This is a genomic window from Aeromonas sp. INTO2 (assembly GCF_049860605.1).
Classification (GTDB): domain Bacteria; phylum Pseudomonadota; class Gammaproteobacteria; order Enterobacterales; family Aeromonadaceae; genus Aeromonas; species Aeromonas caviae.
The window spans coordinates 58598-83157 of sequence record NZ_CP187588.1 but is presented as its reverse complement, the minus strand read 5'-3'; the positions used below and the strand labels follow the sequence as shown (position 1 = coordinate 83157).

27 protein-coding genes are annotated in these 24560 nt (G+C 62.2%); 7 read left to right on the top strand and 20 right to left on the bottom strand.

What is annotated here, in order from left to right:
- Positions 1 to 22: 22 nt before the first annotated feature.
- Positions 23 to 490, bottom strand: coding sequence for an Rrf2 family transcriptional regulator (locus ACPW74_RS00495; RefSeq protein WP_039039978.1), 468 nt, complete (start codon positions 488 to 490; stop codon positions 23 to 25).
- Between the two features lie 111 nt (positions 491 to 601).
- Here ACPW74_RS00495 and hmpA point away from each other — a divergent pair, with 111 nt between their 5' ends.
- Positions 602 to 1795, top strand: a complete 1194-nt coding sequence (gene hmpA / locus ACPW74_RS00490) for an NO-inducible flavohemoprotein (RefSeq protein ID WP_039039977.1) — start codon at positions 602 to 604, stop codon at positions 1793 to 1795.
- An 82-nt stretch (positions 1796 to 1877) separates the two neighbouring features.
- On the opposite strand, the gene ACPW74_RS00485 is transcribed toward hmpA, so the two are convergent.
- The 6 genes from ACPW74_RS00485 to ACPW74_RS00460 form a co-directional block, all read right to left on the bottom strand.
- The gene (locus ACPW74_RS00485; protein WP_029313773.1) at positions 1878 to 2468 is read right to left on the bottom strand and encodes a tetratricopeptide repeat protein; all 591 of its coding nucleotides are present in this window, start codon (positions 2466 to 2468) and stop codon (positions 1878 to 1880) included.
- 396 nt (positions 2469 to 2864) lie between these two features.
- Positions 2865 to 3800 (bottom strand): malate dehydrogenase, encoded by a 936-nt coding sequence (gene mdh / locus ACPW74_RS00480; protein ID WP_010673076.1) that lies wholly within the window; start codon positions 3798 to 3800, stop codon positions 2865 to 2867.
- Positions 3801 to 4042: 242 nt separating this feature from the next.
- The gene (artM, locus tag ACPW74_RS00475) at positions 4043 to 4705 is read right to left on the bottom strand and encodes an arginine ABC transporter permease ArtM (protein ID WP_010673075.1); all 663 of its coding nucleotides are present in this window, start codon (positions 4703 to 4705) and stop codon (positions 4043 to 4045) included.
- Between the two features lie 2 nt (positions 4706 to 4707).
- Complete coding sequence (artQ, locus tag ACPW74_RS00470) at positions 4708 to 5358, bottom strand: arginine ABC transporter permease ArtQ (protein ID WP_042014905.1); 651 nt, start codon at positions 5356 to 5358, stop codon at positions 4708 to 4710.
- Positions 5359 to 5361: 3 nt separating this feature from the next.
- Positions 5362 to 6099, bottom strand: a complete 738-nt coding sequence (locus ACPW74_RS00465; protein ID WP_010673073.1) for an arginine ABC transporter substrate-binding protein — start codon at positions 6097 to 6099, stop codon at positions 5362 to 5364.
- A 24-nt stretch (positions 6100 to 6123) separates the two neighbouring features.
- On the bottom strand, positions 6124 to 6864 hold the full coding sequence (locus ACPW74_RS00460) for an ATP-binding cassette domain-containing protein (RefSeq protein WP_041210949.1): 741 nt from the start codon (positions 6862 to 6864) through the stop codon (positions 6124 to 6126).
- A 200-nt stretch (positions 6865 to 7064) separates the two neighbouring features.
- Here ACPW74_RS00460 and argR point away from each other — a divergent pair, with 200 nt between their 5' ends.
- Positions 7065 to 7535 carry a transcriptional regulator ArgR gene (argR, locus tag ACPW74_RS00455; RefSeq protein ID WP_005308670.1) on the top strand — a complete coding sequence of 157 codons (471 nt, stop codon included), beginning with the start codon at positions 7065 to 7067 and terminating at the stop codon, positions 7533 to 7535.
- Positions 7536 to 7614: 79 nt separating this feature from the next.
- Here the strand turns inward: argR and ACPW74_RS00450 are convergent, their stop codons facing one another.
- The 5 genes from ACPW74_RS00450 to glnK form a co-directional block, all read right to left on the bottom strand.
- Entirely contained in the window at positions 7615 to 8520 is a 906-nt protein-coding gene (locus ACPW74_RS00450) for a Dyp-type peroxidase (protein WP_039039974.1), read from the bottom strand.
- Positions 8521 to 8609: 89 nt separating this feature from the next.
- Entirely contained in the window at positions 8610 to 9644 is a 1035-nt protein-coding gene (locus ACPW74_RS00445; RefSeq protein ID WP_104455236.1) for an ABC transporter ATP-binding protein, read from the bottom strand.
- A 40-nt stretch (positions 9645 to 9684) separates the two neighbouring features.
- Positions 9685 to 11310, bottom strand: coding sequence for an ABC transporter permease (locus tag ACPW74_RS00440; protein ID WP_279981087.1), 1626 nt, complete (start codon positions 11308 to 11310; stop codon positions 9685 to 9687).
- A 39-nt stretch (positions 11311 to 11349) separates the two neighbouring features.
- The gene (locus ACPW74_RS00435) at positions 11350 to 12357 is read right to left on the bottom strand and encodes a Fe(3+) ABC transporter substrate-binding protein (RefSeq protein ID WP_039039971.1); all 1008 of its coding nucleotides are present in this window, start codon (positions 12355 to 12357) and stop codon (positions 11350 to 11352) included.
- A gap of 228 nt (positions 12358 to 12585) precedes the next feature.
- Positions 12586 to 12924 carry a P-II family nitrogen regulator gene (glnK, locus tag ACPW74_RS00430; RefSeq protein WP_005332325.1) on the bottom strand — a complete coding sequence of 113 codons (339 nt, stop codon included), beginning with the start codon at positions 12922 to 12924 and terminating at the stop codon, positions 12586 to 12588.
- Between the two features lie 201 nt (positions 12925 to 13125).
- Here glnK and arfB point away from each other — a divergent pair, with 201 nt between their 5' ends.
- Complete coding sequence (gene arfB, locus ACPW74_RS00425) at positions 13126 to 13542, top strand: alternative ribosome rescue aminoacyl-tRNA hydrolase ArfB (protein WP_279981086.1); 417 nt, start codon at positions 13126 to 13128, stop codon at positions 13540 to 13542.
- Positions 13543 to 13568: 26 nt separating this feature from the next.
- Positions 13569 to 14063 (top strand): methylated-DNA--[protein]-cysteine S-methyltransferase, encoded by a 495-nt coding sequence (locus tag ACPW74_RS00420; protein WP_010673066.1) that lies wholly within the window; start codon positions 13569 to 13571, stop codon positions 14061 to 14063.
- 606 nt (positions 14064 to 14669) lie between these two features.
- Here ACPW74_RS00420 and ACPW74_RS00415 read toward each other — a convergent pair.
- From ACPW74_RS00415 to ACPW74_RS00385, 7 genes are all read right to left on the bottom strand, one after another.
- A complete protein-coding gene (locus ACPW74_RS00415) occupies positions 14670 to 15866 on the bottom strand; it encodes a NupC/NupG family nucleoside CNT transporter (RefSeq protein ID WP_041214468.1) in 1197 nt (398 codons plus the stop codon).
- A 182-nt stretch (positions 15867 to 16048) separates the two neighbouring features.
- Positions 16049 to 16984, bottom strand: a complete 936-nt coding sequence (locus tag ACPW74_RS00410; protein ID WP_010673064.1) for a LysR family transcriptional regulator — start codon at positions 16982 to 16984, stop codon at positions 16049 to 16051.
- Between the two features lie 82 nt (positions 16985 to 17066).
- On the bottom strand, positions 17067 to 17603 hold the full coding sequence (locus ACPW74_RS00405; RefSeq protein WP_010673063.1) for a glutathione peroxidase: 537 nt from the start codon (positions 17601 to 17603) through the stop codon (positions 17067 to 17069).
- 59 nt (positions 17604 to 17662) lie between these two features.
- The gene (locus ACPW74_RS00400; RefSeq protein ID WP_210600295.1) at positions 17663 to 18226 is read right to left on the bottom strand and encodes an NnrU family protein; all 564 of its coding nucleotides are present in this window, start codon (positions 18224 to 18226) and stop codon (positions 17663 to 17665) included.
- Positions 18227 to 18487: 261 nt separating this feature from the next.
- A complete protein-coding gene (locus ACPW74_RS00395) occupies positions 18488 to 19621 on the bottom strand; it encodes a glycerate kinase (RefSeq protein ID WP_182955349.1) in 1134 nt (377 codons plus the stop codon).
- Positions 19622 to 19630: 9 nt separating this feature from the next.
- Positions 19631 to 20899 (bottom strand): GntP family permease, encoded by a 1269-nt coding sequence (locus ACPW74_RS00390; protein WP_425858514.1) that lies wholly within the window; start codon positions 20897 to 20899, stop codon positions 19631 to 19633.
- A gap of 119 nt (positions 20900 to 21018) precedes the next feature.
- A complete protein-coding gene (locus ACPW74_RS00385; protein WP_425858513.1) occupies positions 21019 to 22134 on the bottom strand; it encodes a sugar diacid recognition domain-containing protein in 1116 nt (371 codons plus the stop codon).
- Positions 22135 to 22340: 206 nt separating this feature from the next.
- On the opposite strand from ACPW74_RS00385, the gene ACPW74_RS00380 reads away from it, so the two are divergent.
- The 3 genes from ACPW74_RS00380 (at position 22341) to ACPW74_RS00370 (ending at position 24047) form a co-directional block, all read left to right on the top strand.
- The gene (locus ACPW74_RS00380; RefSeq protein WP_039039964.1) at positions 22341 to 22715 is read left to right on the top strand and encodes a YacL family protein; all 375 of its coding nucleotides are present in this window, start codon (positions 22341 to 22343) and stop codon (positions 22713 to 22715) included.
- Positions 22716 to 22764: 49 nt separating this feature from the next.
- Positions 22765 to 23055, top strand: coding sequence for a hypothetical protein (locus ACPW74_RS00375; RefSeq protein ID WP_039039963.1), 291 nt, complete (start codon positions 22765 to 22767; stop codon positions 23053 to 23055).
- 161 nt (positions 23056 to 23216) lie between these two features.
- Positions 23217 to 24047, top strand: coding sequence for a CPBP family intramembrane glutamic endopeptidase (locus ACPW74_RS00370; RefSeq protein ID WP_279981084.1), 831 nt, complete (start codon positions 23217 to 23219; stop codon positions 24045 to 24047).
- A gap of 75 nt (positions 24048 to 24122) precedes the next feature.
- Here ACPW74_RS00370 and ACPW74_RS00365 read toward each other — a convergent pair whose 3' ends face one another.
- A complete protein-coding gene (locus tag ACPW74_RS00365) occupies positions 24123 to 24542 on the bottom strand; it encodes a DUF4426 domain-containing protein (RefSeq protein ID WP_029313762.1) in 420 nt (139 codons plus the stop codon).
- Positions 24543 to 24560 lie beyond the last annotated feature (18 nt).

Here is a 24560-nt window from a genome sequence, read left to right as displayed (position 1 = left end):
TGCCAATGGCAGCCTTTTTGTTTCACTCGCTCTCGTCATCCGGCTCCAGCACCAGAGTGGGGATGAGCTCACCGAACACCTGCTGCAACTCGTCACGGTTTGCCAGCAAATCCTGCAGCGTATAACCATCCATCACCGCGAGGAAGGCGTTCATCGCCTCCTTCAAGGCACTCTTGAGCAGACAGACGGAGACGATATGGCAGACCGGGGAGCTGCAGTCGATCCCGTCCAGATTGCCTTCCAACGCCCGGATCACTTGCCCGATATTGATCTCGTCGGGGGAGCGCGCCATGCGGATGCCACCATTCTTGCCGCGTTGTGACTGCAGATAGCCCAGTTTTACCAACTGGTTCACCACCTTCACCATGTGATTGCGGGATACGTCGTACAAGGCGGATACCTTGGCCACGCTCGACAGTTCCCCCTCCGGCAGGGTGGCCAGATAGAGCAGGGCTCTCAATCCAAAATCGGTATAGCTCGTTAGTCTCATAGTGCCTGTAGCGCCTAGCGCGAAGAATTGATGATTGATCCAGATCAATTAAACATTTAGGATGCAACTTAATAAGTGACATTCCAGATGTTCAATTAGAAAGGACCTCCTATGTTAGACCAAGCCACCATCGCCGTCATCAAGAGCACCATTCCTTTGCTCGAATCGGCGGGCCCTGACCTCACACGGCACTTTTATCAGCGCATGTTCAGCCACAATCCCGAGTTGAAGGATCTCTTCAACCTGGCTCACCAGCGTAGCGGGGGACAGCCCTTGGCACTGTTCAGTGCGGTGGCGGCCTATGCCAGGAACATTGACAATCTGGGGGCCCTGGCCGGAGCCGTTGAACGCATCGCCCACAAACATACGGGTTTCCTGATCCAGCCGGAACAATATCACATTGTGGGTAGTCATCTCTTGGCCACGCTCAAAGAAATGGGTGGCAACGCTGTCACGGAGGAGGTCCTTACCGCCTGGGGCAAGGCTTACGGTGTGCTGGCCGACATCTTTATCGGCCGGGAGAGCGAGCTCTATCGGGAGAAGGCAAGCCAGGACGGTGGTTGGCAGGGAACCCGCCCTTTCATCATCAAGGAGAAGCGTCAGGAGAGTGAACTCATCACCTCTTTCGTCCTGGCTCCCCTCGATGGCAACCCCGTGTTGCGTTTCAAACCGGGGCAATATCTCAGTATCAAGCTGGTTCATCCTGCCCTCGAGCATCAGGAGATCCGCCAGTACTCTCTCTCGGACGCCCCCAATGGCCGCGACTACCGCATCAGCGTCAAGCGCGAACCCAGGGGGCAGGCCTCCAACCTGTTGCATGATCATCTTCACATCGGTGACACGGTCGACATCATGCCGCCGGCCGGTGACTTCTTCCTGCAAGAGGAGACAGACACGCCCGTGGTGCTGATCTCCGCCGGGGTCGGCCTCACCCCCATGCTGAGCATGCTCAACCACTTGCTGGCCGAGGGCCCGGATATGGATATTCGCTGGCTTCACGCCTGCGAACATGGCGCCCACCACGCGTTCAGGGACGAGATCCGGGCAAAGAGCAGGCAATACGGGAAACTGGAGAGCCGGATCTGGTATCGGGAGCCGGGGGAGCAGGATGTCAAAGGAGAGGATTACGACTTCAGCGGCACTCTGGCGCTGGAGCAGGTCACCGACCTCATTCCGGCCAACGCCCACTACTATTTCTGCGGCCCTGTCCCGTTCATGAAAGCAGTCAAAGCTCAGCTGGAGAATGTGGGCGTGCCTGCAGGGCGGATGCATTACGAGGTCTTCGGCCCCCATCAGGGCCTCTGATCCCTCCCCTGACCGGGAAAATGCACAAGGCCCACAAGCACAGCTTCGTGGGCCTTGTAATATCAAAGCGGGCTACCAGAACTCAGTGCATCGCCTTGGCACGGGCGATGGCATTGGCGGGCATCCGGTTGCCGAGCCGGCTGAGCAGGCTCGCCGCCTTCTGGTGCATGGCCTTGTCGCCGATGACGGCGCCGTGCAGCCAGTGATACGCCTCCTCGTAATCCAGGGGACTCCCCATGCCCTGCAGCAACATCTCCACCCACTCCATCTGTGCCCGCAAGAAGCCGAGGCTCGCGGCTTCCCGCATCAGAGTCTCGGCCCTCACCAGATCCTTCTGAACCAGGATCCCCTTCCAGTAATAGCGGCCAAGCTGTTCCAGCGCCGGCGCCAGCCCCTGGTTGGCGGCCTCCCACATGTACTGCACCCCGATCTGGGCGTCCGGCTTGGTGCAAACTCCCCAGGCCAGCATGTCTCCCCAGAGGAACTGATAGGCAGGGATCTTCATCACCGAGGCCCGCGCCTCGATATCCTGGGTGAGCTGGCACCTGTCCTGCTTCACCCGGGCCAGATGGCGCCCCTGCTCTATCCAGTTGAGCAGTTCGTCCTGGCGATAAAGCGGCACGGCCTGCAACTCTCCCGCAGCAGCGGATGCCTGCGTCGTCGCCCTGGGCAGCGGCGCAGCTGCCGGTGCGGACGGTACAGGTGCGGATGCGGATGGCGCCTGGGCTGGCGCTGCTGACACAGGGAGGGATGGCGTGGCGACAGAAGAGGCTGGCGTCAGGGCTGGCTGGGCCGATGATGAGGCCGGTGACAAGGGGGCAGACGCCGCGGATGGCGGCGCGGCTGCAGCCGCCACCGCCTGGCTGGACGCGGCGGCCGAGGTGGACTCCGCCCCCTGCAAGGGTAAGCTGCACACACCGATAATGGCGATGAGGGTTCTTGGTTTCATCATAGGGATCTCCTGCTGCCTTCTGTTATCGGCAGCCAGGGCCATCTCCTTAGCCCGCCACACCCAGCCCCGAAAATGACAAAGGGGAGCCTGGGCTCCCCTTGCGGTCGACGTAGCAACTTACTTGACGAAGTCGACGCCCAGCTGGATGTCGGCCTTCAGGGTGGCCAGCATGCTGTCCATCGCTTCCTGCTCGAAGGCGCTCAGCTTGCCGTAGTCCAGCACGGTTTCGACACCGTTCTTGCCGAGCAGCACCGGCTGCGCGAAGAAGGTGGCGTGCTCACCGTTGCCTTCCACATAGGCACACTCGATGACGTTGGCTTCCCCTTGCAGACCCTTGATGAGCGACAGACCGAAACGGCAGGCTGCCTGACCCATGGAGAGAGTGGCGGAACCGCCACCGGCCTTGGCTTCCACCACTTCGGTACCGGCATTCTGGATGCGCTTGGTCATGGCAGCCACTTCCTCAGCGGTGAAGCTGGCGCCTTCAACCTGGGAGAGCAGCGGCAGAATGGTCACGCCACTGTGACCGCCGATGACGTTGACACGTACCTTGTCAACGTTCAGGCCCTTGGCCTCGGCCACGAAGGTCTCGCCACGGATCACATCCAGGGTGGTCACGCCGAACAGGCGACGCTTGTCATAGACACCGGCTTTCTTCAGCACTTCGGCGGCGATGGCGACCGTGGTGTTGACCGGGTTGGTGATGATGCCGATCAGTGCTTTCGGGCAGGAAGCGGCACACTTTTCCACCAGGTTCTTGACGATCCCGGCGTTGATGTTGAACAGGTCGGAACGGTCCATGCCGGGCTTGCGCGCCACGCCGGCAGAGATCAGCACGACATCGGCGCCGACCAGAGCCGGGCTCGGATCTTCACCGCAGAAACCTTTTACTTTCACGTCAGTCGGGATGTGGCTCAGGTCCGCCGCCACGCCCGGAGTGACCGGGGCAATGTCATACAGGCTCAGTTCGGAACCGGCAGGCAGGCGGTTTTTCAACAGCAGAGCGAGGGCTTGGCCGATGCCACCGGCGGCACCCAGAACGGCAACTTTCATGATCAACTCCATGTCTAAGCGTAGGTTTAAGGTTGTTTCTAGTTGGGTTAACGCTGATTCTTATTGTGCGCCTCACCTTAAAGGATCCCCTCCTAAAAAACAATCTGATAACAGTTGTAATCACGGGTTCTGTGAGCCAGGGAACAAGCGGCGATGAAAGCGGAGAGGAATATGCGATAAATGGGAGGAAAGACACAGATTTCCTGTGCTTCCCTCATCATTAAGAGGTAAATGTGACTGCTTCAGGACTGGAAAGCCAGTGCCCGACGCTCACACCAGCGGAAACCAATTGTTAACAATCCATTCATGGTCAGATAGAGCGCTCCGGCCACGGTGAACACCGCCAGGGTGTCATAGGTCTGGGCGTTGAGACGCTGGGCCAGCCCCATGATGTCCATGATGGTGATGGTACTGGCGAGCGAACTCCCCTTGAGCACCAGGATCACCTCGTTGGAATAGGCGGGGACCAGCCGACGGGCGGCATGGCGGGTCTTCATCCACAGGGTCTGTCCGGCCGAGAAGCCGAGCGCACGGCAGGCCTCCACTTCACCGGCGGGGATGGCGTCGAGCGCCCCTTTGAACAGCCGGGTGGAGTAGGCTGCGGTATTGAAACCGAGCGCCAGCACGGCGCAGAACCAGGGTTGCTTGAGCAGCGGCCAGAGCGGCCCCGCCTTGAGCCATTCAAACTGGCCAGGCCCGTAGTAGATGAGGAAGATCTGGATGAGCAGCGGCGTACCGGTAAAGACCAGTACCCAGAGCTGCACCAGCTGGGTCGCCACCGGAATGCGACGCTCCAGCACCCAGGTCATGCCGGCCGCCATCAGCACGCCCAGCAACAAGCTGAACGCGGTGAGCTGCAGGGTGATCGCCAGCCCTCCCAGCAGGGTCATCAGGTAATCCTGCATGGTCAGCCTCCGTAACGGCGGGTATAGCGGGACGCCTGCTTCAAACCGAATTCACTCACCAGACTAATAGCCAGATAGATGAGGGCGGCAGCGGCGTACCAGGTGAAGGGTTGATAGGTGCTGGCCGAAGCCATCTGTGCCTGACGCATCATCTCGTTCACCCCGATGAGGGAGACCAGGGCGGTGTCTTTCAGCAGCACCAGCCACTGGTTGCCGAGCCCGGGCAGGGCGTGACGCCAGGCCTGGGGCAGCACGATGCGAAAGAAGGTGTGCCCCTTGCCCAAGCCGAGCGCCTGCGCCGCCAGCCGCTGCCCAGGGGGCACCGCATTGAGGGCGGCACGCAGGGTCTGGGTGGCGTAGCTCGCAAACAGCAGGGAGAGCGCCAGCACACCGCAGGCGAACGGGCTGAACTCCACATACTCCCCGGTGATGAGGAACAGCACCTGGGTCGAGCCGAAGTAGATGAAGAGCACCACCAGCAACTCGGGCAGACCACGGATCAAGGTGGTCAGGGTGGCCACGGGCCACACCAACGCACGCTGCTTGCTCAACTCAGCCGCACTGAATGCCAGTGCCAGCACCATGCCACCGACCAGGGATGCCAGGGCCAGCCCGAGGGTCATCCAGGCTGCATCCAACAACAGGCTCAACATGGCTTACTGCGCGAAGTACTTGTCATAGATCTTCTGATAGGTGCCGTTGGCCTTGATCTCGGCCAGCCCCTTGTTCAGCTGGGTCAGCAGTTCCTGGTTGCCCTTGGCCACCGCGATGCCAAAACCGGTACCGAAGTACTTGGCGTCGGTCACCGGGGTACCGACCACGGCGTATTCCTTGTGCTGCTTGAGCCAGTCGGCGGCCACCGCCGTATCGGCAAACACGCCGTCAGTACGGCCATTCATCATGTCCAGGAAGGCGCTCTGGTAGCTGGCGTAGGGCACGGTCAGCAGACCCTTGCTCACCCAGTTGTCCACCAGATAGGACTGGTGAGAAGTGCCGTTCTGCACGCCGACTGTCTTGTCCACCAGATCGTCCGGCCCCTTGAAGGTCTCTTTCTTGGCGACGAACACCGCGGAGTTCTCGTAATAGATGTCGGAGAAGTCGACCTGGGCGGCCCGCTCCGGCGTCACGTCCATGGCGGCGATGACGGCATCATAGCGACGGAACTTGAGGCTGGGGATCAGGCTGTCGAAGGCCTGGTTGTGGAAGCTGCACTCCAGCTTGGCCTGCTCGCAGACAGCGCGGGCCAGATCGATGTCAAAGCCCTGGAACTCGTTCTTGTCATCCAGGTATTCGAACGGCGCATAGGTTGCCTCGGTGGCGAACTTGATCTCTTTGGCCAGCACAGAAGTGCTCAGCAGACCCATGGCGGCGATCAGCAACAGACTCTTTTTCATGACAGCTTCCTTATCGACTCAATATCAATGCATCAAGAATTCGGCAAACCGGCTGGTTTGCGGGGACTGGAAGATGGCGGCGGTGCCGGATTCGATGATCCGCCCCTTCTCCAGATAGATCACCTGACTGGCCACCTTGCGGGCGAACTCCACCTCGTGGGTCACCACCACCTGGGTGATGCCGGTCTGGCTCAGAGTGCGGATGATCTCCGCCACCTCTTTGGTAATTTCGGGATCCAGGGCAGCCGTCGGTTCGTCAAACAGCAGCACCTGGGGATCCATCATCAGGGTCCGGGCAATGGCGACCCGCTGCTGCTGGCCACCGGAAAGCCGTGCGGGCCAGGCGTCCCGTTTGTCGGCCAGTTGCAGCTGGGCCAGCAAATAGGCCCCTTTCTCGATGGCCGCGTCGCGGCTCATGCCGAGCACCTTGACGGGCGCTTCAATCAGATTCTCCATCACGGTGAGGTGCGGCCACAGATTGTACTGCTGGAACACCATGCCCACCTTGCGGCGCAGCGCCTGTGCCTGACGGTTGAATTCGGCAGTAGAGAGGCTGGACGGGAAAGAAAATTCACAGTCTGCGATGCGCAACACACCGGCATCCGGCGTGTCCAGCAAGTTCATCATGCGCAGCAGAGAGCTCTTGCCTGCCCCGCTCGGGCCCAGCAATACCAAGGTCTCGCCGGGAGCAGTCCGAAAGCTCACCTGCTGCAGTACCGGCACCTTGTGCCAGGATTTTTCGATGCCGATTAATTCGATACCCATACAGCCCAATTGAATAAGTTTTCAAAATTTCGTCCTGATTCTAGCGCCAGCATAAGTTGATGCAAGCTATATTTGAATCAATATGCAGAACAAGCGCCGCTTCCTTGCCAAAACAGGCATATGAATGCAAAATAGCAGCGCTGTTCGTATCTGCCGCCTGAGCGTGACAGGCGGTCACTCCCCTCATTCGTGAGTCCAAGATGAAACATAACGACAAGCAAGAAAAACTGGCCAAGGCCTTTAAAGCCTTGCTGAAAGAGGAGCGTTTCGGCTCCCAGGCAGAGATAGTGACTGCCCTGCAAGAGATGGGCTTCGAGAACATCAACCAATCCAAGGTCTCGCGCATGCTGAGCCGCTTCGGCGCCGTTCGCACCCGCAATGCCAAGATGGAGATGGTCTACTGTCTGCCGGTGGAGCTGGGCGTGCCCACCACCTCCAGCCCCCTCAAGAACCTGGTGCTGGATGTCGACCACAACGGCGCTCTGGTGGTGATCCACACCAGCCCCGGCGCAGCCCAGCTGATCGCCCGCCTGCTTGACTCCCTCGGCAAGGCCGAAGGGATCCTCGGCACCATCGCCGGTGATGACACCATCTTCATCACCCCGACCAGCGATACCGACATCGAGGAGCTCTACCTCTCCGCCCTCGAGCTGTTCGAGCAGACGCCCTGATCCGGTCGCCTTGGGCGATCCGCACAAAAATCCCGGCCTTGGCCGGGATTTTTTGTTTTGAGCGGTCGGCAGGCCGGGCTTATTTGCCCTCGGCCACCAGAAAATCGACGGAAGGGGCGAAGAAGGCCGCGCCGGTCACCGCCCGGGTGAAGCGCAGCAGGTGATCGAAGTGGCTGCCTTCCCCTTTGTACATGCTGGCCAGCATGGCGTTGAAGTGCAGCGGCGTGCGGCAGCAGGAGATGAAGTAGAGCCCCTGCTCGCTCATGGTGCCCCAGGGCATGCTCTGGCGCAGGATCTCCATGGACTCCCCCTTCGGGGTCTTGAGGTTGACCCGCTTGATGTGGGAAGTGAGCGGCTTGTCGGCGGACTCGTATTCGATGTTGTCGACTTTGGTGCGGCCTATGATGTCTTCCTGCTCCTTCAGGGCCAGCTTCTCCCAGTCGCTCATGGCGTGGACCCAGCGCTGCACGTGGATATAGGAGCCACCGGCGAACTCGCCGCCGTCCAGCAACGCCACCACGGCGCGGTGCTCATCCTGCGGGTTCTCGGTGCCGTCGACGAAACCGGTCAGATCCCGGCAATCCTGGTTGCGAAAACCGCGGACTTCCTCGGCCAATTCAACAAGCCCGGCCAGAAGGGCCATGACGCGATGACCGGCATGATGCAGCACGTCCACCCGATCAGCACGCAACTGCACGAAGAGATCAAACGGGGTATTGGGGGCCTCCTGACCGTTGGCGGATTGCGCCATGAAACCGCGGAACTGGGGCGGCCGGGCGGCAGGATAGAGATCATCCCAGGCGTCGGCCCCGACGGCGACCAGACCGCTGAAGGCAGCATCGGGGAAGTCGGCGCTCACCGCCTCCCAGAGTGCTGGCAGGCTGGCCAGGCGGGAGGTCAGGGCAGCGGCGTCACCGGTGCGATTGAACATCAGATAGAGGGCGTGCAGATTCGGCTCTGCGCAGATCCCGGCTTGGGCTTTCATGTCTCTCTCCAAGTGCGTTGGCTATGGGCGTGGCGCGATTATAAACCAGCGCGCTTCCAGTTCATTGATTTCACGACAATACCACGCACTCAGGGCAAGGGGTCAAACAACACCAGGGCATGAGGCGCCACGGTCACCCGCGCGCGCTCCCCTTCCAGAGGCTCACCGATGCTGGCTTCCAGTTGCTGGCCGCCACACTCCACCAGTACCCGGCAGTGATGGCCCAGGAACTGTTGCTCACGCACCCGGAGCTCACCGTCATCCGCCGCCGTCAGCGCCAACTGCTGGGGTCTGAGCATGAGCTGCAGCCGCTCCCCCACCGCGCGGCCATGGGGCTCCTGACCGCAGATGGTTCCAAGGAGGGTCTGCACGCAGTGGCTGTCCACCACCTCGGCCGCCAGATAGTTGACCCCGCCGAGAAACTCCGCCACGAAGCGGTTCCCGGGGCGGCGATAGAGCTGCTCCGGCTCCCCCACCTGCTCGATGCGACCGGCGCGAAACAGGGCCAGCCGATCGGCGAAGGCGAAGGCCTCTTCCTTGCTGTGGCTGACGAAGATGGCGCCAATGCCCTGCTGTTTGAGCAGGGTGCGGATCTCGAGGATCAGCTTCATCCGCACCTGGGTGTCGATGTTGGAGAAGGGCTCGTCCAGCAGCATCAGGCGCGGCTTGCACACCAGGGCGCGGGCGATGGCCACCCGCTGCTGCTGGCCGCCGGAGAGCTGATGGGGATAGCGCTCCCCCAATCCCTGCAGGTTGACCAGCGCCAGCGCCTCTTCCACCTGCTGCAGGCGGCTGCCGCGATCCTGCCCGGTCAGGCCGAAGCCGACGTTCTCGGCCACCGTCAGGTGAGGAAAGAGAGCGTAATCCTGGAAGATCATGCCGATATGGCGGGCCTCCGGCGGCACACTCACGCCGGGGGCATCGAGCAGGGTCTCTCCCAGCCGGATCTCCCCCTGGGCCAGGGGCAGCAGACCGGCCACCGCCTTGAGCAGCGTGGTCTTGCCACAGCCGCTGGCCCCCAGCAGACAGACGATCTCGTTGTCGGCCACCTGCAGGGAGAGCTGCTCCAGCACGGGGCGGCCATTGTAGTGACAGCTGACCTTCTCGATATTCAGGCAGGACAAGGTTCTTTTCCTCTCGCGTAGTGATGCCGGACGGGGCCGCTCAATGGCCTGGACCATCCAGGGTACGGTTGATCCACAGCAGGGGAATCAGCCCCACCAGCACGATGACGATGGCACCGAGCGCCCCCCGCTCCAGCATCTCGTCCGAGACGAACTGATAGACGTGGGTCGCCAGGGTTTCGAAGTTGAACGGCCGCAGCAGCAGGGCGGCGGGCAGCTCCTTCATGGATTCGATGAACACCAGCATGGCGCCGGCAAAGAGGCCGCGCCGTACCAGCGGCAGGTGAATGCGACGCAGCATGCCGCCCGCCCCCTGCCCCAGAGAGCGGGCCGCCATGTCGAGGCTGGGGGAGATCTTGCTCATGCTGCTCTCCACCGACCCGATGGCGATGGCCACGAAGCGCACCAGATAGCCGAACACGATGGCGGTGAGGGTGCCGGTCAGGAGCAGACCGGGGCCCGGCATCCCGAGCCACTCGGCCAGATCGTTGATGCCAAAATCAAGGGCCGTGAGCGGCACCAGCACGCCGATGGCCAGCACGGTCCCCGGCATGGCATAGCCCATGGCGGCGAGGCGCAGGGGCAGCAGGCTGCGAGTCCCCCCATCGAGGCGACGGAAGAAGCCGAGCAGCAGGGCGATGCCCATGGCCAGCAGGGCGGTCAGGGCCGAGATGGCGAGGCTGTTGCCCGCAAAGCGCACGAATTCGGGCGTCCACGACAGCGCGAAGTAACGCACCCCGTAATCGAGCAGGATGACGAACGGCAGGGCGAACCCCGCCAGCACCAGGCCCCAGCACCAGAGCCCGGCCAGCACGCCCCTCAGGCCCCCGAGGGGGTAACGCAGGGGCTGCTCGAAGCCCATGGACTTCTGGAACACCTGCTGGCGCTGGCGGGAGCGGCGCTCCAGCGCGATGAGCAGCACCACCGCCAGCAGCATCAGACAGGAGAGCTTGGCGGCGGTCGCCAGGCTGCCGTAGCCGAGCCAGGTGTCGTAGATGGCGGTGGTCAGGGTGTTGATGGCAAAGAAGTGGACGGTGGCAAAGTCCGCCAGAGTTTCCATCGCGACCAGAGATGCCCCCACCATGATGGCCGGACGGGCCAGGGGGAGGCTCAAGCGGCGAAAGCTCTGCCAGGGGGTGCAGCCGAGCAAACGGCTGGAGTGAATGAGGCTCACCGACTGCTCCAGGAAGGAGGCCCGTGCCAGCAGATAGACATAGGGGAAGAGCACCAGCGCCAGCACCCAGGCGGCGCCCCCGAGGGAGCGAATGGCCGGGAACCAGTAGTCGGCAGGTCCCTGCCAGCCAAACAGGGCACGCAGCCCCGCCTGCAACGGGCCCGAGTAGTCGAGCAGGTCGGTATAGACGTAGGCAACGATATAGGAGGGCATCGCCATGGGCAGCATCAGCGCCCATTGCAGGGCGCGGCGCCCCGGCACCTCGCACATGGCCACCAGCCAGGCGGTGGGCACTCCGAACAGCAGGCTGAGGCAGACCACCCCCAGCACCAGGCCGGACGTGTTTCGCAGATAGTCGGGCAGTACGGTATCGGCGAGGTGGGCAAACAGTTCCCCATCAGCCGAGAAGGCGGAGAAGAGCAGGGCGAGTACCGGCAAACCCAGCAGCAGAGCGGTGACCCAGCTGCCGGCAATCCATCCAAAATGTTTCATGAGTCCACAGAAGTTGATGGGGCCGTTGGCCCCATCTGATTACAAGTCGAATTTCACTTCATCCAGCAGTTGCAAGGCGTCCTTGCGGTGCTTGGCATAATCGCTGACCGGCATGGGGTCAGACTTGAACGTGCCCCAGGACTTGACCATGGCAGAAGGCTCGACCCCTGCCTTGACCGGGTACTCGGCATTCACATCCGCATACATGTGCTGGGCGGTATCCCCGGAGAGGAACTCCATCAGCTTCTGTGCTGCGTCCTTGTTCTTGGCATACTTGGTCATGGCCACGCCGCTCACGTTGACGTGGGCACCGCGATCACCCTGGTTCGGGAAGTTGATCTCCACCGCGTCGGCCCAGGACTTCTGCGCCGGGTCCTTCAACATGGCACCCAGGTAATAGCTGTTGCCCAGGGAGACATCACAGATGCCGTCCTTGATCGCCTTGACCTGATCACGGTCGTTGCCCTGGGGCTTGCGCGCCAGGTTGGCCTTGACCCCTTCCAGCCAGGTCTTGGTATCCGCCATGCCGTGATGGGCAATCATGGACGAAACCAGCGCCACATTGTACTCGTGCTTGCCGCTACGGGTACAAATTTTTCCTTTGAATTCAGGCTTGACCAGATCTTCGTAGCGGATGGTGTCGAGCTTGCCAAGACGCTCCTTGCTGGAGTAGATGGCACGCACCCGGGTGGTCAGGGCGAACCAGCGGTTGTCCGGATCGCGATAGATGGAGGGGATGTTCTCCTGCAGCGTCTTGCTGTCCACCGGCTGCACCAGGTCCTTGTCCACCAGCTCGGTCAGACGGCTGATGTCCACGGTCAGCATCAGATCGGCCGGAGAGAGCTTGCCTTCCCGTTCCAGACGCTCGTTCAGCCCCTCTTTGGCAAACACCACATTGACCTTGATCCCGGTCTCCTTCTCGAACTGCTGGATGATGGGCTTGATCAGCTCATCCTGACGGTTCGAATAGACGTTTACCTCCTGGGCGGCGAACGCCGACTGGGCGACAAGCGTGGAGAAAGCCAGTGCCAACATCTTCATTTTCATCATCCGTTCCTTGTCTGCGTAAAGAGTGATAACTATTTTCGTTTGCATTCTGCATGAATCGGGAGGAGAGGATCAAGGCGGTTTGCTGGGTTGGAACGATCTATTTAATCAGCGGCCAAACAAAAAGACCGGATGGAATCCCATCCGGTCTTTCGACGACCACCCATTCACACTGTCGGCAGAACCTGCCCGGACCTTTGCCCGACCCGGCCGGGCAAAGGAGCGTACTCAGAGCGCCTCGTCGTCGCTCTCACCAGTACGAATACGCACCGCTTGCAGCAGGTCATAGACGAAAATCTTGCCGTCACCGATCTTGCCGGTATAGGCCGCCTTGCAGATGGCCTCGATCACCCCTTCGACGTTCTCGTCTGCGGTGGCGATCTCCAGCTTCACCTTCGGCAGAAAGTCGACCTGGTACTCGGCCCCCCGGTATAATTCGGTGTGCCCCTTCTGGCGACCAAAACCCTTCACTTCGGAGACGGTCAGGCCTTCCACCCCCAAGTTGGCGATGGCCTCGCGCACGTCGTCCAACTTGAAAGGTTTGATAATCGCAGTAATCAGCTTCATCTGGTTGCTCCCAATCCATGGTATGTCACGAATGGGTCATCAATTCTTGTGCCAAGTATTTTTATCGTTTATTTTCATATAGATAGATATGACACTCTGAGCCAGAAAGGCTCAGGATCACCAAGGAAGCGCATCTCGCCCCATAATGAGGCACCAAGCTGCACCAGACTCCCTTGATGCACCAAATGAGAGCATCACCCCATGTTAGTCATCTCCAACAGCGTGATCATCCCCTGGCATGAACTGCAATTCCAGACCATGCGGGCCCAGGGCAATGGCGGCCAGCACGTCAACAAGACCGACTCCGCCGTCTGGCTGCGCTTCGATTATCGCGACTCCCCCAGCCTGCCGCCGCTCTACAAGGAGGGACTGGAGCGGCTCAGCGACAGCCGGGTTCACGACGGCTTCATCCAGATCAGGGTCGAGACCCATCGCAGCCAGGACATGAATCGCAAGGAGGCCATGATCCGCCTGACCGAGCTGCTGAAAAAAGCCGCGTGGCGCCCCAAGGCCCGCCACGCCACCAAGCCGACCCGCAGCTCCCAACGCAAGCGGGTCGATGCCAAGAAACGCAAGGGAGAGATCAAATCCACCCGCGGCAAGCCCGTGCTGGAGTGACCTGCCACAAGCCCGAGGACAAGAGAATGCAGTACAGCTTTTGTGAATGTGCCAAGGGGCCCCTGCTCATCGCCATCGATGGGGCCGGGCTGCGCCACGTGGAATTCATGCAAGGGGAGCGCCCCGTCCTGCCGCAACCGGAGTGGCAGCGGGATGATGTCGCCCTTGCCCCTTTCGTCGAGCAGTTTGCCGCCTACTTTGCCGGCCGCCTGCGGCGCTTCGATCTCCCCCTGGCCGCCACGGGCACACCATTCCAGCAGGCCGTGTGGCAGGCGTTGTGCGACATTCCCTACGGCGAGACCGTCAGCTACCTCCAGATTGCAGAGGCCATCGGCAACCCCAGGGCCGTGCGGGCGGTAGGCGCCGCCAACGGCCGCAATCCCCTCAGCATCATAGTGCCCTGCCACAGGGTCATAGGGCGCAGCGGTGAACTGACCGGCTACGGGGGAGGCATCCCCATCAAGCGCTGGTTGCTGGCACTGGAGCAGGAGACCGCAGACCACTTCGCGCTGACCCCATGAGAGCGTGCACCTCCTGTCAAATGCGGGTTGCGGGTGCAGGCACCACAGACCACAGGCCACTCGCGCGGCTCCTCTGACGAGCGGCATCTCCATCACATACGAGTTGCTGGGCCCAACAGCAGACCGCAGGCGGCGTTGCACTGCCCATGACGGGCAACACCCCAATCACATACTGGTTGTTTGCCATCTGACAGCATGGTTACGTGATGCGTTGAGCCGTCACCGGGATAATCTGCCGCCGCATCCGCCCCATGGCAGGAGCGTGCCCACCACCCCGATTCATCTTTCCTTTGAGCTGCACAACAAAATAAATCACTGATTATTTATTTTATTTCAGCATCAATCATTTAAAAATCACATTGCAGCAGCATTTTGAAAATGAACACAGTATGAAGAATCGCCTCAGAAGCGCTTCAGAGAGCATCAGGCATCATGGCTTCACACTTGGATGGGACGGCTCATCCCTCATTCAGGTGGCACCCATGTGACGCTTCCAATCTGTCTTTTCCCCGCGCCTCCCCAGAGGCGCTTTTTTTGCCTGCAAGCGGGTGCAAAAAAGCCCGCCGAAGCGGGCAATGACCGGAAGGTGCTGACTTCCAGGGTCTATCAGAGGGCGAGGAACAAGCCTGCCAGGGAGGCGCTCATCAGGTTTGCCAGCACCCCCGCCAGGATGGCGCGCATGCCGTAGCGGGCGATGAAGGACTTGCGCTCCGGCACCATGGCCCCCAGGCCGCCGATGAGGATCGCCATGGAAGAGATGTTGGCGAAACCGCACAGGGCGAAGGTGACGATGGCCTTGCTCGACTCGTTCAAGGTCTGATCCTGCACCAGGGCAATGAAGGCGACGAACTCGTTGATGACGATCTTGGTGCCGATCAGGGCACCGGCCGCCTGGGCCTGATCCCAGGGGACGCCGATGAGCCAGGAAACGGGGGCAAACAGCCAGCCCAGGATGATCTGGAAGCTCAGCTCCAGCCCCACCAGGTCGCCGGCCCAGCCCAGCAGGCCGTTGAGCAGGGCGATCACGCCGACGAAGGCCAGCAGGGTCGCCCCCACGGCGACGGCGATGTTGAGACCCGCCATGGCGCCATCGGCGGCCGCTTCAATGACGTTGGTGGCGCGGGGGATCTCCACGTCTTCGTGGTGATCTTCCTCTTGCGCGGCGGGCGGCACCAGGATCTTGGCCATGGCAAGCCCGGCAGGGGCGGACATGAAGGCCGCCGCAATCAGGTATTTCAGCTCGACCCCGATGCTGGCGTAGCCCACCAGGGTGCCGCCGGCTACCGAGGCCAGCCCGCAGCTCATCACCGCAAAGAACTGGGAATCGGACATCCTGGAGAGATAGGGTTTGACCACCAGCGGCGCTTCCACCATGCCGACGAAGATGTTGGCGGTGGCAGAGAGGCTCTCGGCGCGGCCGGTGCCCAGCAATTTCTGCAGGCCGCCGCCGAGCAGGGCGATCACTTTGGGCATCAGGCCGATGTGATAGAGGATGGCGATCAGCGCGGAGAAGAAGATGATCACCGGCAGCACGTTGAAGGCGAAGATGAAGCCCAGCTTGAACTTGGCCAGATCCCCGAACAGGAAGGCAATCCCCTCCTGGCCGTAGCCGATGACGCTGCTGACGCTCTCGCTGACACCGTTCAAGACCTGCTGACCGGCGGGCAGCCAGAGCACCAGGGCGGCGAAGAGCACTTGCAGGCAGAGGGCAAAGCCCACTGTTCGCAACGGGATACGACGACGATTATCAGAGCAGAGTGCGGCCAGGGCCAGGATGCTCAGGATACCAAGCAGGGCAATCATGGGGATTCCATCCAGTGAGGCTGAAGATGGGCGCGGATTCTGCTCCCCTCCCCTCACCGCCGCAACCCTGCCGGGTTACAACCCTGTTAGCAAAAACGTTTGCACGATATCGGTTGCGCCAACTGACTGATTTGACACAACTTTGAAACCGCACTCACGCCAGTGTTCTTGTATGGAAACGATTATTCCTCGGTGCCGGACAATTTCCCCCCGAGCCAGGGTGCGAGTCGCTGCGCCCAGTAGGGCCCGGGTCCGAAGCTCTCCTTGAGGAAGTCGATGAAGAGGCGGATCTTGGGATCCAGATGCTCTCGCCTGGCATAGACGGCGTGCACCGCCATCTTCTGGTTTGGTTGCCACTGGGGCAGCAGAGGGATGAGCTGACCAGATTGCAGCTCCTTGTCCAGCAGGTAGTTGGCCACATAGGCGATGCCGAGCCCGGCCAGGGCGGCGTCCCGCACCGCTTCCGCCAGATCCACCCGATAGTTGCCCGCCACCTGCACCGTCTGGCGCTCCTTGCCCTGGCGAAACGACCACTCGTGGTAGCGCCGCTCCCGGCTCTGGTAGGTGATGCAATTGTGATGGGCCAGATCCCTGGGGTGCAGTGGCGTGCCGTGACTCAGCAGATAATCCGGCGAGGCCACCAGCACGAAACCGATGTCTGCCAGTCGCTGCCCTACCAGGGACTCGGGTTTGTCCTCGTAGGTGGTGATCCAGAGATCCAGCCCCTCATCCACCAGATTGGTGCGGTGATCGAACAGGGACACCTCCAGCTCCAGATCCGGATAACGTGCTTGAAACGCCTTGAGGCGCGGGATCACGTGCAACCGCCCGAAGGATTGACCAACCCCCAGATGGAGCACGCCGCTCACCTTGCCACGGCGCTCCGCCACCATGGATTCCGCCTCCAGCGCCACCGCCACCAGAGCGCGGCAGTGGCGGGCATACTCCTGACCCAGTTCGGTGAGCCCGAAACGGCGGGTAGTGCGCTGTACCAGCTGGGCGCCGAGCGCGGTTTCCAGCAGGGCGAGCTGCTTGCTGATGTGGGATTTGGAGACCCCGAGGCGGCGCGCAGCCGCCGAGATGCCCTGTTCACGAACCAGGGCATCGAAGATCACCATTTGGGGAAGACGTTGCAGCACGGTGTCACCGGAGTGGATGGCGGGGCTGCATTATTCCAGAGTGGCCCGCCATGGGGTAGGGTCAGTGCCCCAGGGCATCGATGATCTGCTGTTTGAGAGGATCATCCGACGGATTCTGGTTGGCGCCATAGCTCGCAATCAGCTTGCCGTCCCGCCCGACCAGGTACTTGTGGAAGTTCCAGTTGGGCGCATCACCGTCGGCAGCCGCGGCCAGCCCCTTGAACAGCGGCACTGCATCCGAACCCCGCACCGCCACCCGGTTGAACATGGGGAAGGTCACCCCGTAGTCCCGGCGGCACACCTCGGCGGTTTTGTTCTCGTTGCCCGCCTCCTGCCAGAAATCGTTGGAGGGGAAGCCCAACACCATCAGTCCCTTCTCCTTGTAGCCCTGATAGAGGGCTTCCAGATCCCGGAACTGACCGCTGTAACCACAGTAGGAGGCGGTGTTGACCACCAGCACCACCTTGCCTTCGGTCAACTGGCAGAGGTTGTGGCGCTGGGTGCTGTTGAGCTCCCGCATCTCCACGTTGAAGTAATCGGGGCAGGCGGCAGAGACCGCGCCCGAGCCGAGCATCAGCAGCAGGGTGAACCATTTCATCGACGTGACTCCCATTGTTTTGTCCATCATACGCAAGACCCTGGAATCTGGTTCAGGGATCAGTGCAAGGGGATCCCGGTCAGCCAGCCGTGTCCCCAGAAGATAAGCAGAGCCGTGAGGGCCAGCCCCGCCCCCAGACTGATCCCCGTCCCCTGCCAGGTGGCGGCGGCACGGGGGTGACGACCCCACTCCCGCATCGAAATCCAGACGATGCTGATGAGTGTCCAGAGACCGAGCCCGCCAAACAGCACCAGGGAGCGCGCCTCGCTGTTTACCGCCAGATGGGCCCCCGACCAGAGCAGCACCCCGAGCAGCTGGGGATGCACCAGCCAACGGCGGAAATGGTTGGCCACCTGCCCCGCGCACAGCAGGACAAGGGCGATCGGCATGATCCCCATCACCAGGGTGGGCCCCCAGACAGGCAGAAAATAGAGAGGCATGGGGCTGGCACTGCGCCAGCCTGCGAGGATGCAGCCGATGGCGACGAACACCAGCAGCGAGAAGAGCCCCTTGTAGCGGTTCTCCCCCAGCCGAGCCCGCAGACGGGCGCGGTGCTGTGCCGCAAAACAGGGGTAAAGATGAGTCAGGGTGAACAACACCACCCCCAGGGTCAGCAGGATCATGGCTCGCACCTCGCATATTGCCCCCCGGAATGGGAAGCCCTCCCTCAGGCGGGCCTTGTTTCTCGTGGCTCCCTCACTGTCGGGAGATCACTATGCCGCAAAGCCCCTTGTCAGAATACAAAAACCATATGAAAGACAGCAGGATAATAAAAAAAGCCGACCCAAGGATCGGCAAGTGCGTCAGAGGTGCCACGCCGGGCCGCTCACTCTGCTGCACGGGGCAGGGTCAGGCCGATGCACCGCATCGGCCAGGAGAGAGGGTCATTTGCGCAGCAGGTAGAGAGCCGCCACGTTGCGGGCCGTGAGCTGCAGGTTGGTGGTGGCGGTGGCCAGCGCCTCCGGCAGGGACATGGCCCGATTGACCACGGCGAACACCGCATCCAGCCCGTGCTCGTGCACCACGCCGCAGTCATCGGTGAGGCATCCGGCGATGCCGATCACCGGCTTACCGAACTGCTTGGCACAGCGAGCCACCCCGATGGGCGTCTTGCCGTGGATGGTCTGGCTGTCGATGCGGCCCTCGCCGGTGATGACCAGATCCGCATCGGCCACCGCCTTAGCCAGATTCAGCGCCTCGATGACGATCCGGATGCCGGGTTTGAGCTCGGCGCCGAGCAGCCCCACCAGGGCTGCCCCCATGCCGCCTGCGGCCCCCGTTCCCGGGATCTCCTTCACCTGCTTGCCGAGCGCCTGCTCGATACAGTCCGCGTAACGGGCCAGATTGGCATCCAGCTCGGCCACCATCTCGGGAGTTGCCCCCTTCTGCGGACCGAACACGGCGGACGCCCCTTTCGGGCCGCACAGCGGATTGTCCACGTCGCAGGCCACCTCGATGGTGAGTCCGGTCAGACGTGGATCCAGCCCGCTCAGGTCGATGGTGGCCAGCTCGGCCAGACCGGCACCGCCCGGCGCAATGGGGGTACCATCTGCTTTCAGGAGCTTGCCGCCGAGTGCCTGGATCATGCCGGCACCGCCATCATTGGTGGCGCTGCCGCCGATGCCGAGGATGAGGTGGTTCACCCCCATCTCCAGCGCGGCCAGGATCAGCTCCCCGGTGCCGACACTGGAGGTGAGCCGCGGATTGCGCAGCTCGGGCGCCACCAGATGGAGGCCGGAGGCCGCCGCCATCTCGATGACGGCGCGCTTGCCATCCCCCAGCAGGCCCACGAAGCCCTGTACCCTGTTGCCGAGGGGGGCGGTCACCTCGACCGGCAGGATGCGACCACCGGTGGCATCCACCAGAGACTGCACCGTCCCCTCGCCGCCATCGGCCATGGGCAGCTTGACGTAGGTGGCATCCGGCAGCACCTGCTTGAAACCGGCCTCGATGGCATCGGCCACCGCCATGGCGCTCAGGCTCTCCTTGAATGAATCGGGGGCGATCACAATTTTCATATCAGTTCCTTAGGCGAGGCCAAACACGCCAAACATCAGGGTGGAGACAACGGCGATGGTCAGACCGACCGCGGTTTCGTAGGGGATGAGCTTGAGCCGCTCGCCGACGCCCATGTGGACGCTGCCGCCGGTGGCATGGAAGAAGGAGCCGTGGGGCATGTGGTCAAACACGGTGGCGCCGGCGTGGATCATGGCGGCCCCTGCCAGGCTGCTGATCCCCAGTTCAATCAGAGTGGCACTGAACACGTTGGAGGCCACCACGGTCCCGGCCGTGGTCGAGGCGGTCGCCAGCGACATCAGGGCACCAGAGATGGGGGCCAGCAGATAGGAGGGCAGACCGGAGGCGGTCAGGCCGCTGATGAGCACATCTTTCAGGCCGGAGTTGGCGATGATGCCCGCCAGGGTCCCCGTCCCCAGCAGCATGATGGCCACCGGCGCCATGCGGGCCAGGCCCGAGACGGCAAACTGGTTCACCTTGGTGAACTTGCCCATCATCAGGGCCCCCACCAGGCCGCCGAGAGGCAGCGCAATGAGCGGGTCCACCACGATGCCGGCGATGGGACGCAGGGCCAGCAGCAGGATGGCGACCAGGGGCGCACTGATGGCGGCGGCAAAGCCGGGCAACTTGACACCGTCAAAGCTCACCACCTCGTCGGCGGCCACCTTGCTGCCCCGGTTGTTGAGGCGCTTGGCGAGCCAGTAGGCCATCACCAGACCGAACAGGCCGGGAATGATGCCCGCCGCCATCACCGAGGTGAGAGGCAGGTGGAAGGCATCGGCTGCCGCAATGGCGTTGGGGTTGGGAGACATGACGTTGCCCGCCTTGCCACCGCCTATCATCGCCAGCAGGATGGCCGCCTTGGAGAGATCGGCACGGCGGGCGATGGCCAGCGCAATGGGGGCGACCGTGATGACGGCCACGTCCACGAAGACGCCGACCGCGGTCAGGATCAGGGTGGCCAGCGCCAGCGCCAGCGCCAGCAGGGCGCGGGTTTCGCCGAGTTTCTTGACGATGGTCTCGGCGATAGTGGTGGCGGCGCCCGATTCGATGAGCACCCCGGCCAGCACACCCGCCGCCAGGATCCGCATCACCGCCGTGGTGATCCCCTGGGCGCCGCCGATCATCAGGGCGACGGTCTGGGTCAGGTCGGCGCCACCGATCAGGCCACCGGCCAGGGCACCGACAATCATGCCGTAAGCGGGCGGCACCTTCTTCAGGATGAGGAAGATGGCGATGGAAAGCGCGGCGAGCGCGCCGAGCGCGGAGACTGGGATCATGACGGGCACCTTGTTGTTGTAATGAGTGGCGCCATTATGGGGATCCCCGCCTGGAATGCCTTGGTGAGAAAGCCAAAGTTTACGTTTTCGTGACCTTCAAATTTGTTCAAACGAACAAATCACCCATCGAGATTGAGCCCGAGATAGAGCAAGAATTTATCATCTAACTTGTTGAAACTTAAACAAGTTATCTGCTCTATTCGGGTCAGCCGATAGCGCAGCGTGTTGGGATGAATGAAGAGCGCATCGGCACAGGGATGCAGATCACAGTCCTGCAAGAAATATTGCCGCAGCGTCTTTTGCAGCGTTCCCTTTGTGTCCTCCTGCGCCAGCCTGAGCAGGGGTGCGCGCAGCTGATCCGCCTGCCAGGAGTCCGCCAGACTGCCGAGCAGCACCGGCAGCCGATAATCCTCGAAGAAGTAGACCTGCTTGCGGGGCGACTGGCGCATGCCACGGCGCAAGGTGTCTCGCGCCGTCTGGTAGGAGAGCGCCAGCCCGGGGATGCCGGCGAAGTAATCACCCACCCCGATGCGAACCTTGAAATGGGGAATACGGGAGAGCAGCTGCCGGATCCGGCTGCGCTCCTGCGCCGACTGCCAGACGCCGTCGCTGAGCTGGGCGGGTTTGAGCACCACTATCTCGTCCAGGCCGTTGATGGCCACCAGGTTGTCCCGCTCCGGGTTTTCCAGCAGGTGAACCAGCTCCCTCACCTGGGCAGGCTCGGCCTCCTCCAGCGCCAGCACGGCCACCACCCGGGGCTGGGCGAGATCCAGCTCGAGGAAGCGGGCCACCTGTTGCAGTTGATCGGCCCGCCCTTCGCCGCGAATGAGCTGCAACACCAGCTCCTCCTTGTGGCGCTTGTCCCACTGCAACTGCTCGGTGAGTGCCGCCTGTTCCAGGATGAGCTCGGCGGTCATGCGCACCAGCTCGGCGTAAGCACGCACGATGTCCGGATCCCCAGAGATGCCGATGACGCCGAGCAGCTCCCCCTGATAGGCGATGGGCAGGTTGATGCCAGGCCTCACCCCCTTGAGCTCCCGGGCGGTGGCCTCGCTTATCTCCACCACCCGGTTCTCGGTCAGGGCCAGCACGGCCCCCTCGTGGCGCTGGTGCAGCCGCTCCGGATTGCCGGACGCAATGATGAGTCCCCGCTCATCCATGACGTTGACCGAGAACGAGAGGATCTTCATCGCCCGGCTGACTATCTGATGCGCGAGCGCGTCGTTGAGCTGCATTGCCTCTCCATACCATTCGTTGACAGGGTCCCCGGCGTGCGCCATCACCGGGATCACCCGTTAAAGATCCCACATCATCAAGACAAGCGCGGGGGGGATCGCTAGAATAGGCCACTTTACGCTATCAGTGCCCCACCATGGATCAAGGATCCGGCATCATGCCGCTTTGCGCCGTGGTGGTTTCACCCTCCGATATGGACTCCGCTATGGATTATGAATTTCGCCGCGACCCGTTCGGTGGCTATCGCGCCCGGTTCTCCATGGGCCATGAAGCCATCGGCCAGTGGTTGATCGACGAGGTGGGCAAGGACGAGGAGAAGCTCGACGAGCTGTTCGCCATCATCGACCAGCTCTCCAGCCGGGCCCGCACCGAATACCGGCTGCTGGGGGGCGACTACTCCCTGCTGCTGACCCACGAGGAAGCCGAGGTGAAGGCCAATGTCCTCAATATCGAGCAGGACGAGGATCTCGACGATCTCGCCTACTACGATGATGAACAGCTGGCCATGTGCGGGCTGGAAGATTTTGCCCAGGTACTCGGCTCCTGGCGCGCCTTTATCCGCAACGAGGATATGGGCTGATTACCCCCATTCGGGCGAGCATGCCCCTTGCAACCCAACAGGATTGACTATGTCCATTTACGATTTTGATGACGAACTGCCGGAAGACGAGCTGGATCAACCGAAGAAACCCGCCCAGCCCAAGAAGAAGGGCAAGCAGGTGCTGAACACCCAGGTCAACCTGAGCCCGCGCGATGCCAGCCGCCTGAACGGCATGCACGTCGAGGCCATCACCACCCTGGATGACGTCAGTCTGCCGAAGAACGTCATCTTCAAGGCCGGTCTCATCGCCCTGGGCGAGCTGGAAGCCAGCAAACGCGCCGACATCATCGCCCGGGTCATCGCCGAGTCAGGTCGCTGATACGGGAAGGCCATCGCCTCTCTCGGTGACATCTTGCCGCCGCCCAAGCCGGAGCCCAGCTCCGGCTTTTCATTGCGCGTCTTCTGCCGGCCAGTCCCTTTTCCTTGAACCAGACCATGGGGATCGTTAAGGTGCGCCCTTCATTCATACAAGGAGACTCGATGTTACCACACCCCGATATCCTCATCTGGCTCGTCCTGGGGCTCGCCGTACTCTGCTGCCTCGCCCGCCGGACCAGGCCCGGCATGCTCCTGCTGGGACTTGCCCTGCTTACCGCCCTCTGGCTTGAGCGACTCGCGCCCCTCGCCGCTCTTGTCAGCCTCGCCGGTCTGCTGATGGCCTGGCGTACCCCCACCCTGCCCCCACCCTGGCGCGGCGTCGCACTGACGCTGATCCTGCTGTGGTCCCTCGCCCTGACGCTGCATCTGGTGCCCGGCTTTGACAATCTCAGGGTGCTCGACAAGGTACAGGCGGGCCCGGCCAGCGTGCCCTTCACCCTTTACCTCAATCTGGACAAGCCGCTCATTTTCTTTGCCCTGCTGCTGGCCATCCCCGGCCTGCTCGGCCCGGGTGGAACGATGCGCTGGCGGCCGCTGGCCCTGCTCATCCTGCCGCTCGCGGCCCTGCTCATCACCGCCTGGCAACTGGGCGCCCTCAAACCCGAAGCGGGACTGCCCCACTGGTGGTGGCTGTTCGCGTTCAACAACCTGCTGTTCACCTGTGTGGCGGAAGAAGCGCTGTTCCGGGGATGCATCCAGCAAGGCGTGGCAAGCCGAAGCACGCCCTGGGCAGGTCTCCTGGTCGCCAGCCTGCTGTTCGGCGCAGCCCATCTTGCCGGTGGCCCGTTGCTGGTGTTGTTCGCCGCGCTGGCGGGGGCCTGCTATGGCCTGGCGTTCCAGCTGAGCGGGCGCCTCAGTATCGCCATCCTGCTCCACTTCCTGTTCAACTTCGCCCACCTGGCCCTGTTTACCTATCCCCTGGCCAGCCACTGACGTCGAGCACAGGTTCACCGGGCAAAAAAATGCCCCGCCCCCGTGGGGGCAGGGCATCTGCATTCCCCCTGCAATCTAGTCGACGTAGAAGGTCTGCTGGAAGGTCAGCGTCTGCTGCTGCCCCTCCCCCATGATCTTCAGGGTGAACTGGTAGGTGTCCTCATTGCGATAGGGCAGCACTGCCAGGTAATAGATGGCATTCCCCTCTTTCACCTCCTGAAAATTCAGGGTGCGAAGGGTGCCGGTCAGATTGCGGGCTTCGCCGCTGATCCCCACCGCCTGTGCCACCCCCTGCTTGTTCTGCACCGCGATATTGACGATGCCGTTATAGCGGCTGCGCTCCAGGCCATAGGTCCTGGCTACCTCGGGGGTGAGGAAGCTGGAGTTGAACGCGCTGTAGTGCACTTTCCAGGGGCCCAGCTCCTGCATCTGCTCAGCCCGCAGCGGCAGCGTCATCAGGAGTGCCAGCAGGCAACTCATCCAGGCAGTTTTCATGATGTCATCCCTCTCGTA